The organism is Aquimarina litoralis (assembly GCF_039523995.1).
Lineage (GTDB): Bacteria > Bacteroidota > Bacteroidia > Flavobacteriales > Flavobacteriaceae > Aquimarina > Aquimarina litoralis.
Genome location: NZ_BAAAGE010000002.1, coordinates 1,006,235 through 1,018,581, shown reverse-complemented (window position 1 = coordinate 1,018,581; position 12,347 = coordinate 1,006,235). Strand labels below are relative to the sequence as shown.

General features: G+C 32.4%; 11 protein-coding genes and 3 tRNA genes. 5 read left to right on the top strand and 9 right to left on the bottom strand.

Annotated elements, in window-relative coordinates:
• Window positions 1–28: 28 nt before the first annotated feature.
• Window positions 29–418 (bottom strand): Fur family transcriptional regulator, encoded by a 390-nt coding sequence (locus ABD077_RS13570; protein WP_343912825.1) that lies wholly within the window; start codon window positions 416–418, stop codon window positions 29–31.
• Window positions 419–585: 167 nt separating this feature from the next.
• Between ABD077_RS13570 and ABD077_RS13565 the strand changes: the two genes are divergently transcribed.
• Complete coding sequence (locus tag ABD077_RS13565) at window positions 586–1,095, top strand: hypothetical protein (RefSeq protein ID WP_343912824.1); 510 nt, start codon at window positions 586–588, stop codon at window positions 1,093–1,095.
• 110 nt (window positions 1,096–1,205) lie between these two features.
• Here the strand turns inward: ABD077_RS13565 and ABD077_RS13560 are convergent, their stop codons facing one another.
• The 3 genes from ABD077_RS13560 to ABD077_RS13550 all read right to left on the bottom strand — a co-directional run bounded on the left by ABD077_RS13560 (window position 1,206) and on the right by ABD077_RS13550 (window position 4,917).
• Complete coding sequence (locus ABD077_RS13560) at window positions 1,206–2,126, bottom strand: GTP-binding protein (protein WP_343912823.1); 921 nt, start codon at window positions 2,124–2,126, stop codon at window positions 1,206–1,208.
• A gap of 669 nt (window positions 2,127–2,795) precedes the next feature.
• Window positions 2,796–3,509: a hypothetical protein gene (locus tag ABD077_RS13555; protein ID WP_343912822.1), complete on the bottom strand. Its 714-nt coding sequence runs from the start codon at window positions 3,507–3,509 to the stop codon at window positions 2,796–2,798.
• A 181-nt stretch (window positions 3,510–3,690) separates the two neighbouring features.
• Complete coding sequence (locus ABD077_RS13550) at window positions 3,691–4,917, bottom strand: GTP-binding protein (protein WP_343912821.1); 1,227 nt, start codon at window positions 4,915–4,917, stop codon at window positions 3,691–3,693.
• 165 nt (window positions 4,918–5,082) lie between these two features.
• Here ABD077_RS13550 and mog point away from each other — a divergent pair, with 165 nt between their 5' ends.
• A complete protein-coding gene (mog, locus tag ABD077_RS13545; RefSeq protein WP_343912820.1) occupies window positions 5,083–5,613 on the top strand; it encodes a molybdopterin adenylyltransferase in 531 nt (176 codons plus the stop codon).
• A 213-nt stretch (window positions 5,614–5,826) separates the two neighbouring features.
• Window positions 5,827–6,045 carry a hypothetical protein gene (locus ABD077_RS13540; RefSeq protein ID WP_343912819.1) on the top strand — a complete coding sequence of 73 codons (219 nt, stop codon included), beginning with the start codon at window positions 5,827–5,829 and terminating at the stop codon, window positions 6,043–6,045.
• 221 nt (window positions 6,046–6,266) lie between these two features.
• On the opposite strand, the gene ABD077_RS13535 is transcribed toward ABD077_RS13540, so the two are convergent.
• From ABD077_RS13535 to ABD077_RS13520, 4 genes are all read right to left on the bottom strand, one after another.
• Entirely contained in the window at window positions 6,267–6,677 is a 411-nt protein-coding gene (locus ABD077_RS13535; RefSeq protein WP_343912818.1) for an arsenate reductase family protein, read from the bottom strand.
• Window positions 6,678–6,914: 237 nt separating this feature from the next.
• A tRNA-Arg gene (locus ABD077_RS13530) sits at window positions 6,915–6,988 on the bottom strand.
• A gap of 23 nt (window positions 6,989–7,011) precedes the next feature.
• Window positions 7,012–7,086, bottom strand: a tRNA-Pro gene (locus tag ABD077_RS13525).
• Between the two features lie 29 nt (window positions 7,087–7,115).
• Window positions 7,116–7,199 (bottom strand) — tRNA-Ser (locus tag ABD077_RS13520).
• Between the two features lie 284 nt (window positions 7,200–7,483).
• Here ABD077_RS13520 and ABD077_RS13515 point away from each other — a divergent pair.
• A complete protein-coding gene (locus tag ABD077_RS13515) occupies window positions 7,484–9,079 on the top strand; it encodes a hypothetical protein (RefSeq protein ID WP_343912817.1) in 1,596 nt (531 codons plus the stop codon).
• Window positions 9,080–9,370: 291 nt separating this feature from the next.
• Here the strand turns inward: ABD077_RS13515 and ABD077_RS13510 are convergent, their stop codons facing one another.
• Entirely contained in the window at window positions 9,371–10,615 is a 1,245-nt protein-coding gene (locus ABD077_RS13510; RefSeq protein ID WP_343912816.1) for an NAD(P)/FAD-dependent oxidoreductase, read from the bottom strand.
• 102 nt (window positions 10,616–10,717) lie between these two features.
• Here ABD077_RS13510 and flxA point away from each other — a divergent pair, with 102 nt between their 5' ends.
• Window positions 10,718–12,247, top strand: a complete 1,530-nt coding sequence (gene flxA, locus ABD077_RS13505) for a flexirubin biosynthesis tyrosine ammonia-lyase FlxA (protein ID WP_343912815.1) — start codon at window positions 10,718–10,720, stop codon at window positions 12,245–12,247.
• Window positions 12,248–12,347 lie beyond the last annotated feature (100 nt).

Genomic DNA, 12,347 nt, shown 5'->3' with positions numbered 1-12,347 from the left:
GAAACCATTAGCTGGAGAGCTGATGGTTTCATTTTTTACATTTATTACAAATACCAATCACTAAAAACTGTGTTTCCTGTATCGTAAACCCTTCTAAATTAGGAATATGAAGTGTGTTTGGTTGGCAGGTAACTTCATTGCATATTTGACATTCGAAATGAATATGGTTATGGATTTTGTGAGAAGTTCCACAGCTATTACCACATAAAGCATAATACGCTTTTCCATTTTTACCCGTCACGAAATGAACTTCTCCCTTTTCTGTAAAACGATCCAAAATCCTATATATCGTAGTTTTATTGACTTTTATAGGCATGGCGAGCATGATATCATCTGCAGACAATGTGTGCTCCGATTTGGATAAAATTTCTTTAACCAGGTTTTGTTTTTCTGTATTCCTAGTTTTTTTTATTTCCATAATATTATGTTCAAATTCCCGTTGATACGGTTAAAATAATAATTTTTAATCAGAGAACAATCATTTTAAGAAGTATACATAAAGAACTTTTATCAATATTAAAAAAAAACTATCCTGTATAAAGAGGGAGTTTTTTTATTTAACTTAGCAAAACTTAACTACATATTATGAAAACACTTAGTAAATTAACAGTATTAGTAGCAGTAATTTTGTTTGTTTCTTGCAAGCAAAATCCAGCAGAATCTCCAGAGCACAAAGCAATGGTAGAGAAACACAAAACCATGGAAACGTCTCATGAGACTATGGCTCAAGAGCATAGTGCTATGAAGGATGATCATCAACAAATGGTGAATGCGCATAAAACATTAGAAAACGATTCGATTCATGTGATTACTGAAAAAAAACACACTGATGTTTTGGCAAAACATGGAGAGTTAATCGCTGCGCACAAAGCATTAATAGAAAAACATGCAGAGCTTGAAGCTAAACATGTTTCTGGTGAAATTACGTTAGAGCAGATGACAAAGGAGCATGAGTCTATGAGTGCAGAGCATGAGACCATGGAAAAAGAACACCAAAAGTTAGCTTCTGAGCATAAACAAATTAAGGAGGAAGATGAGAAAATGATTAAAGAAGATCAGGAAAAAGCTAAAGAAAGTGAAGCTGATAAAGAATAAAACTTTATCAGTATAAATTATCAATTATAAGTCGAGTTAAAAGTAATTTTAACTCGATTTTTTTTATGTTGATACCAATTGCAATTGGTATCAGATTAATTCAATTATAGTTAATGGTTTATATTTTGAATACTGTTTTCAATTGCTTCTGTTAAAGCAGAAGGGTTGCTTCCTGGTCCAATAGTAAGAAGTTTAGCTCCTGTTATAGGTATTCCATTAAAAGGTCGTATATAGATATCTCCATCAGGTTTTCTTTCGAAGTAGGTGTAGTTTTTGTCATTTCTTATTTGGGTACATCCTTTTACTCTAAGAATACTTTTAGGAAGAGCTTCACAAATCTTGTAAATACAGTCAATTTCAGGAAGGTTGGGTAAATCCACAGAACTAGATGCCCAATGTGCTTTTTGATGATTAAATTGCTGGGCAACATTGTTCGAGGGTACTAATTCAGGAAGTGATAAAACATTCAAATCCTTCATTGTCGTAATTTTTGCGAATGGATTTAATATTTTTAATTCTTCAACTACAGTAGTTTTTCTATTTGAAGAAACAGTATGTATATGCGTTAGTACAATCAAAGAAGAAACCTGTATTTGATTTGTTTCTAATTCATTGTGTTCGCCTCTATGTTGCCAGTTTTTAACATCCACCACAGATACTTGGATAGGAGGTAAATACCGTTCATTCAGCCCAACACCTAGAAACTCCATCAATGTGCACGCATCTGATGTTCCATTAGCTTCAATTAAAGTGATTCCGTTTTTTCGGTCTGGAATTCTATTAATCACATTTCTTAGTTCCACAATACCGCTACAGCAAATGCAACTGCCACTTAATGGTTTAATACTATTTAATTTAATTTGTTCAGAAAATTGTTGAGCATCCAAATACGCATTTTCATAGTCATTGAGAATGACAAATGGATCCCAATTTTCACTGATAAAATTAGTTAATAAGTGTTTGAGTAATGTAGTTTTTCCAGTTCCTAAAAAACCTACAACCGTTATGATGGCTTCTTTATTGTTAACCACTATGATATTAATTTAAAAGGTATTGTTTTTAAGTAATAGTTTAAGATACTATCTTTTTATAGTATTAGACGAATACTTCTCCTTATAATTTCTGTTGAGATTAGCTTTTGAAGGAATTTTGGAGATTAGTTTAGATAATGTTTGTCTACACAAACTAAATCAGAATAAATGTTTTTAAAAATAGCTTCCTTTTTAATATAAATCTTACCGGTTATTTTTATAGGAATCTTATATATAGTGTTCAGTGCAAGTTGTAACTCATTAATTTTTTTATTCAAATGGTATGAGAAAACTGAAAAATAAGGATGATCTGTTTGCCAAAGTATATCTGAATGTTGCTTCTGCTTATGAATTTGCTCATAAAAATCATTTAAACCTTTGATATCTATAAAATGGCGGTTTTTTATAGCGTCTTTAACAATACGATTGTTGTCGGATAATGCAAAGGTGATTTCTTTAATATCATTCTTTCGTATCAACCTATTCCTACCATTTCCGAATCAAATGTTATAGAGTTTCCTAAAGAGCTATAATAATAGTTCTCCTCACGAAAAGTAGCATTTATAATTGACTCTAAATAATCGGTAGGACAAAGAAAATATAGGTGTTTTTTCACAATAATGAAAATAGTTTTGTCGATTAAAAAAACGTTGTATCTAAGAAAGAGTATTATAGACTTTTAAGGTCTACTATTTCAAAGTTTTTAGCATCAAAATAATCGTCTAAACCATAATCTGTATTGATGATGATTCCTCCTAAAAGAGCAACTTTATCTACAGGGAATTCATTCTTACATGTTTTTACATACTCATGAATTTTTTTGTCAATAATATCATAGGTTGCTTCCGTTATAGCTTTCTGCGGATTGTCACTATTTATGATGTCTTCCCTGTAAGGTAATAAGCTCTCTTCCAGCTTCATTTGCTGGTAATCATTTTCATTCAATACGGGTTGATAGTGCGAATCTTGAAGTCGACTAAGTGCTAACATAAGGGCTCCGCAGGAATTTCCTGTTTCTTCTTGTCTAGGACGGTACATTTTGCCTAAATCACCATCTAAGGTTACTCCTATGTGTGGTCCGTAAAATATAAAGGCACTTCCTTCATCAGGAATGTGATGCGCAAAAGCGGTCATACCTGTCTGACCTACAAATGGGATTCCTCCAAGTCCTCCCATGATAAAGGGCCCAAATAAAACATTAAAAAATGTTGTAGAAGGAATATTAATATCGTCCGAGCAAACTGATGTAGCCATTAAGACTTTTGAAATATCAAGTTTGTGCTCATTTTGCATTTTTCCTAAATAATGAATGGAGGTATCTTTTGCATCCTTAGCATTAGGATAATGCTGCTTTACAACTTGGTCAAATTTTCTTTGTAACATAATGATGATTTTATGATGATAATATCTAAGAGTGATAATGTTTTAATTACTCGTAAATATAAAAGATAATTTGTTAATGCAATATTATTGCATTAACAAATTATCTAAAGAAATCATAAAATATTAGCGTTATATTTTAAAGGTGTCAAGACTTTTAATAATATCTATTACCATTATGGATTTAAAGTGTTGGTTCTTGATAGGTAGGGATTGGCCAATTGTCTTTTGCTAAAAACTGATTGTTTTTCCATTCGATAATTTCTTCTTCCGTAAGCAAACAAGAATCTAATAGCTCGGTTGTACCTGTAACATCCAGGTTTTGACCAATAAAAACAAGTTCAGTTTTGCGATCCCCAAAAACTGCATCCCATTCAGATTCAATCATTTCTTGGTTATTTACAAAAGCAGCGTAACCAATTCGATCAGTAAACGGCATAGAAGCCCACCAAACTCCGGCAGGATCTGTTTTTAAGGATCCTCCGGCCGAACCCCAAATAAGTGCTTGATTAGGTCTAGAAGCAAGCCAGAACAATCCTTTACTACGAATTATATTTGAAGGGAAGTGTTCTGTCGCAAAATCTAAAAATCGCTCTGGATGAAAAGGTTTACGACTTCGGTATACAAAAGAACCTATTCCGTACTCTTCTGTTTCAGGAATATGTTCGTTTTCTAGTTCTTGTATCCATCCGGCAGATGCTTCTGCTTCATCAAAATCAAACAAACCAGTACCAATTACTTCGGCTAGTGATATCTCTGAATTTTGAGTCGGAATAATTCGAGCCTTAGGGTTTAATTTATGAATGATGTCATATAAATTTCTTAATTCAGATTCGGTAACCAAGTCAACTTTGTTTAATAAAATTACGTTTGCGAATTCTACCTGATCTGTAAGAAGATTAACAATAGTTCTATCATCTCCCTCTATATTAGTGAGGTCTCTATCTGTTAAGTATTGAGGACTAGAAAAGTCTTTTAGAAAATTAAAAGCATCTACCACTGTAACCATAGTGTCAACATAACTAAATCGGCTTAAATCCAGTTGTCCGTCCTCACTGGCAAAACTGAAAGTTTGTGCTACTGGTATCGGTTCAGATATTCCTGTGCTCTCGATAATTAAGTAATCAAACCTATCCTCTTTAGCCAGTTTTTCAACCTCAATCATCAAATCTTCTCGTAATGTACAACAGATACAACCGTTGGACATTTCTACAAGTTTTTCTTCAGTTCTAGATAGTGTGTTTTCGTTTTCTACAAGCTGTGCATCAATATTCACTTCGCTCATATCATTTACGATAACCGCAACCTTAAGACCTTCTTTGTTATGTAAAATATGGTTTAATAAAGTGGTTTTTCCAGCTCCTAGAAACCCACTTAATACTGTAACAGGTAATTTCTTTGAAATATTCATCACTATAAAGACTAAAATTAAATATACTTGTGAGATCAAAGTTAGTAATAAAAACACAAATGCAACTATGTTGCTTTTAATGTTTTCTCTCCTTATTATTGCATCGAATCGAATAAATAGGTTAGAACGTATTGAGAAAACATTGACCAAATTAAAATTATTTACATGAGTAAAATAAAAATTGGAATCCTTACTATATCAGATAGAGCTAGTCAGGGAGTTTATGAAGATATTTCTGGTAAAGAAATTATAAAGGTAATGAGTGAATATATTTCATCGGATTGGACTCCGTTGTATCAAGTAATTCCTGATGAACAACATCTTATCGAAGAAAAACTAATTGCTTTCAGTGATGAGGAAGGGTGTTGTCTAATATTTACCACAGGAGGCACTGGACCAGCGCCAAGAGATGTCACTCCAGAGGCCACGGAAAATGTATGTAAAAAGATGATGCCAGGTTTTGGGGAGTTGATGCGACAAGAAAGTTTGCAATATGTTCCCACAGCAATTTTATCCAGACAAACTGCTGGAATTAGAAATAAAACATTAATTGTAAATCTTCCTGGTAAGCCTAAATCTATTAGAGAATGTGTACAAGCAGTCTTTCCTGCAATTCCTTATTGTCTAGAATTGATAGGGCATCCTTTTCTAGATACTAATGATGATCATATAAAAGTATTTAGGCCTAAAAAGTAATAGCGATTAAGACGTATGACTCCTTAATTTATATGAATATCTTATCTTTAATTGAATAAGGGAAAATTCAACTTTTGTGCTATATTTATTTGATAATTTGAATATAATCAAATCAAAAATAACAATAAGTTCATTTAGAATAGTTAGTTAAAGACAATAATCCTGATTGTCTTTAAATGTTCAGGAATTAATTACTCTTAAATTAAATTTATTATGTTAAAATCACTTTTAGAATTAAAGAATGTCAGTAGTCTAAGTAAGCTCGATCAAAGATCAATAAATGGAGGTACTCCATTGATACCTTTTCATTGTTATGGTTTGCCTAAGCATGAATGTGGTCGTAATATAGGGTGTCAATGGGATGTGTCTTATTGTGGGTTTGATGTTTCTCACGCTGTAGGATTGACTGGTTGTAATGAAGAAGGTCAATAAAATAAAAAGGAGGCTGTCTATTTAGAGATAGTCTCTTTTTTTATAGTAATATCATAATTGGTTTGGGATTAATTATATGCTAAAACTTTGCGCTAACAGTGTTCTGATATAGGAGATGACATCGTCGTTATTCTCCGTAAATATAAATTTATGTGTTTATAAATTTATTATATCTATATAAGGTATAAGGTATTAGTGTTTTTAAACTTTTGTTTATAGGATTATTTTTCTGGATTCCTAGATACTCCAGCGCTGTCTGATTCCATGTGTTTTAGATAATCCGTTGGATTTTTTAAAAGATAAAATTCCTCTTTTTTAATTAAAATAGAAGGTTGTATTAGCTGAGGGTTTTCTTCTAGTATTTTTAACCAATCATGGGTTTCGAGGCTAATATCTTCGCTGTATAGGTTTTTAAAGTTAGGATGTTTTTTATCCACTAAATCTTGAATTTCGACATCTAGTTTTTCTGCAATTTCTGTCCATTGTGTTCCTGTTATTTTTGTTTTTGATGTATCAATACTTCTTATCTCTTTTTTGGAGTTGATAGTATAAGCATACGTTTGTCTTCCAATAGATGTTTCCGAATTGTAAATTAAAGTGATTTGTTTTTTGTCGGTTGCAAATAATCCCATGATGATTTTGGTTTTTGCCAAAAGTAAGGTGCATTTAATTGGCTTCTGAATCCTATTCCAATAAATATTAATTCATTTGATATATTGAAAAGAATATTTTTTACTAATCATAGATTATCTACTAATTATTCGTTTTTTCTGCAACATTGATTATTAGAACCACTAAAAAGAAAATAAATGGTAGACATAAATAAGTTATATAAACAAAAAAGCCTTACAAAAAAGTAAGGCTTTTTGTGATCGCGACAGGATTCGAACCTGTGACCGTCTGCTTAGAAGGCAGATGCTCTATCCAGCTGAGCTACGCGACCAGTAAATTATATCTTTCAAATTGTCGGGGTGGCAGGATTCGAACCTGCGACCTCCGCGTCCCAAACGCGGCGCGATAACCGGGCTACGCTACACCCCGAATTTTGAAAATAATACTCAAAATTAAAGCGGAGAGACTGGGATTCGAACCCAGGCAACACTTACGCGTTGACAGATTAGCAATCTGCTCCATTACCACTCTGGCACCTCTCCTAAATCAAATTTTGATTATGAACTCCACATTAATATTTCAAATGCGGATGCAAATGTAGCTTTTATGAATCTACAATGCAACATTTTTTTGTCATTATTTTCGTTTTATTTTCTGGATAATTTTAAAAAGTTGAAAATCAGTTTTTTTGTTTGGAATAATTTTTGAAAAATTAAGATGTTATGATATCAAAGGATATAAATAGTGATTTCAATCTATAATCATATATTTGTGAAACACGACCCAAATACAATGACCTATGCGTTTTGATAAAAGAAAATTTACAATGAAAATAAAAGCCCTTCTAGTTTTTGTTCTACTAATTGCAGGATATAACTATGGTCAAAAACCTGTACTTTCTGAAGATTTTAATTTTAAAATAGGAGAAAAGTATAAAAGGATCAAAAGTTTAAGTTCCTACTACGTAGCTTCTGGAGAGCATATGGTAGCTATAAAAAAGGGAAGAAAGGATATGACCATTCAAAGATTTTCTTTGAAAGATCTCAAGGAAGATGTCAAAAAAAGACAGGTAATTGAAGATAAAGGAGATTTTCAAACAGTCATGAATTTAAATGGTAAAGCGGTTGCCTTTTATACCGTCAAGGATAAGGCGTTTGCGCAGCGAATATCACTAACAGGGATTATTGCAGAAAAACCGGTTTTAGTAGGTAGTGATAAAGATAATATTACCAATGATGTTGGATTTAAAAGTACATATGGATTCGATGCAGGAGGAAGAATTAACAAATTCGTTTTTAAAAAGTCTTTCGATGGTACTAAATTATTAGTGTTATTTAGAGTAAAAACAGCAAATGACAAGGCTGATAAAATAGGAATTAGTGTTTATGACTCGAATTTAAAATTGCTTTGGAGCAGAAAAGTGCGATTACCGTATGTTAGTAAACGTATCGAGAATGAAGATTTCGCGATAGATAATGAAGGAAGTTTTTATATGACTGCTTCTATTTTTAATTCTGGTGCAGAAGAAAAGGATAAATTAGAAAACACTTATAGAACGGAAGTTTTTAAAATAAAAGAAAACCCTAAAGATATTATTAAAAGTAAGATAGAACTACCAGGTAAATCGATAATGGATGCTGTACTTGGTTTAGATAAGCAAGGTAAGGTTAGGGTTTCGGGTTTTTATGTAAATAATGATAATAAAATAGAAGCTTCAGGTTTGTTTTCTGCAAGCTTAAGTAATGAAGGAACTGTTTCTTCAATTATCAAAAGTGATATTCCAGCAGGTACATTAGAACAGTATGCATTAAAAAGAGAAGAGCGCATTAATGAAGGAACACAGGACGAAAAAGATAAAAAGGATTTTGAAAATTTAAAAGTGAATGACGTTGTATATAATGAAGATGGAAGCGCAGTTATACTAGGAGAACAGCGGTATGTTGAGTCATTTACAACGTCTAGTTCATCGGGATCTAGAACTACGTATAAATATTACTACAGAGATGTGATAGCTTCGAAAATTACTTCTGATGGTACTGTAGTTTGGTTTCATAGATTACCAAAATATCAAATTGGTGCGCGAGGAAAGAGGAGTATGTCATATCTTAATTTTAAAAATTCTGGTAAACATTATTTGTTTCATATCGATGATTTTACTAACCTTAAAAGGTCTTTTGATGAATATCCAACGAGATATTTTGATGGTAAAAAAGAATTCTTGTATCTAACATCATATACTATAGATGATGCTACTGGAGAAGTTGTTAAAGAACCGATTTTAACAGGAAGTGACATCAGAAATTCTCGTTTGGATAACCTAGAAGTATACAAAGCCGCTACGCTGCCTAACCAAGATATGATTTTTGAAGCTTTTGATGGTAAAAAGAATAATTTATTACTAAAAGTTTCTGTAGCTAAATAGTACTTGTGCTATAAAATATAAGTGGGTTTAATATGACATACTTTATTTGAATGTTTATTGACTTTATTTGTTTAAATTTTTTTTAATGTAGTATTGGGTTTTTAGGTAGAATTGATAATACAATTTTATTTACTTGTGATCTTGATAAACATGATCCCTATTACAAATAATAGAAACTAAAAGTTAGTAGCAACTGTAAAAACAATTATTTTGAGATTAAACGAGAATATTTGGATAAAAAAAAGGAGGCAAAACGCCTCCTTTTTTTATTGTATAAATTGTAGAAGAAATTTATTCCGTTATTTTTTCCTCTTCCATTTCGATTAGTTTGGCTACATTTCTAACAATGTGATTGTGTTTTTTTACAAAAGGGTTGGTTTGATCCCAAACATACCCAGCTAATACCGCACATATTTGTTCCTTGAAATCTTCTCTTGGCTTATCATGGAAAATAATTTTCTGAAGATTTCCTGTGTACCATTCTTTTACATAAGTAGAGAATACATCAACTCCGCGTTTCATATGATCAACAAAATTTTCTTGCCAATCAACTTCTTCTCCATTCAATTGTTTGATAGCTAACTTAGCAGCTAACAAACCGGTTTCTGTAGCAAACGAAACCCCTGAAGAAAAAACAGGATCTAAAAACTCTGCACTGTTACCAGTTAGCACAAAACCATTACCAAAAAGCTTGGTAACATTTTTAGAAATGTTCTCTACTTTATAAGGTTCAAAAAGATAGGGAACATCTTTAAACTGATCGTAGTAATATGGCGAAGTTTTCATCATTTCTTGTAAAACTTCGGTTGTGTTACCTTCAAATTTATTGATCCATTCCATTGGGCCTACAAAACCAATACTTGTGTTGCCATTAGAAAAAGGAATGTACCAAAACCATACCTCGGTTTCTATAATTTCAAATGTAATTGTAGTTCCTTCAACTCCTTCAGGTCTATTTACATCTTTTACCTGTGTAAAAATAGATCCGTGTTCAGCAATTTTCGGGGGTGCTTCTAATCCTAGTTGTCTTGCAATAACTCTACCAAAACCACTGGAATCTATGATGAACTTAGCCTCAATTTCGCTTTCTGAACCGTCTTTATGCTTTACAGTGGTTAAAGAATTTGTTCCGTCAAACTGTACATCAGTAACTTCAGTTTCAAAATCAACACTAACACCTTGTGAGATAGCTTCGTCAATTAATGTTTTGTCAAAATGATCCCTAGGTACTTGCCAAGTCCAGTCCCATCCTTCACCGTGTTTTTTGCTAAAATCAAAAGAGCCTTTTACACCATCTTTGATAAAACGAGCACCATATTTCTTTTCGTACCCTTGCTTCATCAAACAATCAAGAAGACCAGCTTCTTCAAAGTTATCCATGCATCTGGGAATGAGACTTTCCCCCACTTGAAAACGTGGAAATTTTGTTTTTTCGACTACCTTAACGTTGACTCCATGTTTGTTAAGATATGCAGCACTTACACTGCCTGAAGGACCAGCGCCAATAACTAGTACATCTACATTTTCTTTTTTCATAATTTTCAAAGGTACATTAAATACATTACATTTGCCCTCGTAAAAATAAAGAGTAAACTTGAATTTTTTTACAAATATTGGAAAAAACTTACTAAATCGCGAATGCTAATATCAAAAGAAAGGTTAGAAATTAAAGATTTCCTAAGCGTAATTTTTAACGAAGAAAAGGTTACGATAGATGAATCCATTGTAAAAAGAGTGGAGGATAGCTATAATTTTTTAGAGAAATTTTCTGAAAATAAAGTTATTTATGGTGTTAATACTGGATTTGGTCCTATGGCTCAATATAAAATTGATGATAGGGATAGGATAGAATTACAGTTTAACTTAATCAGAAGTCACTCATCAGGAACTGGAAAACCTATGGAGCCAGCCTACGTTAAGGCATTGATGCTAGCAAGACTAAACACGTTATCCTTAGGAAAATCAGGTGTGAATACAACAGTGATTAATGGATTGAAAGATTTGATCAATCATGATGTTACGCCTTTGATTTTTGATCACGGAGGAGTAGGTGCGAGTGGAGATTTGGTGCAGTTAGCGCATTTAGCACTGGTGTTGATTGGAGAAGGAGAAGTTTTTTACAAAGGAGAAAGACGAAACACAGAAGATGTTTTTAAAGAGCTAGGACTAAAGCCTATTGAAGTAAAGATTAGAGAAGGGTTAGCATTAATGAATGGTACTTCTGCGATGACCGGTATTGGTATTGTTAATGTAATCAACGCTCAGAAATTGTTGGATTGGTCTATAGTATGTTCTTCAGCAATCAATGAAATAGTTCAAGCTTATGATGATCATTTGTCTGAAGAGCTTAATCATAGCAAATTACATTTAGGACAGCAGGATGTGGCTCGAATGATGAGAGAACATCTATCAGATAGTAAGCTTACAAGAGATCGTACAGAGCATTTATACTCTGGTCAGAATGGAGATACGTATTTCAAAGAGAAAGTACAAGAGTATTATTCGCTCAGATGTGTTCCACAAATCTTAGGGCCAGTTTGTGATACTATTAAGCATGTAGGGAGAATTTTAATCGAAGAATTAAATTCTGCTAATGATAATCCAATTATCGATGTAGATAAAGAGCATGTGTATCATGGAGGTAATTTTCATGGAGATTATGTGTCTTTGGAAATGGATAAGTTAAAATTGGTAGTTACAAAACTTTCTATGTTGGCAGAACGCCAATTAAACTATTTATTAAATTCTAAACTAAATGATATCTTACCGCCTTTTGCTAACTTAGGAAAGTTAGGGTTTAATTTTGGAATGCAGGGTATTCAGTTTACAGCGGTTTCTACAACAGCAGAAAATCAAACGCTTTCTAACTCTATGTATGTGCATAGTATCCCTAACAATAATGACAATCAGGATATTGTGAGCATGGGTACAAATGCTGCTAATATGACTAAAACGGTTATAGAAAACACTTTTGAAGTACTTGCGATAGAATTGATGACTATTGTACAGGCATTGGAGTATCTAGATTTTGGGGACAAACTTTCAAGTAGAACACAAAAACTGGTAAAAGATATCAAAGCTATAGTTCCTCCATTTGATAAGGACTATATTACATACCCCTTTGTACAGCAAGTTAAAGACTTCCTAAAAGAAAATAATGCATATTAATTTATTTCATTAATATTTAATATATTTTACCATAAAGAAAAAAGCATGTTAACCTATGCTTTTTTATTTGTACTAAAAAATAAACCTTAAATATAAAATA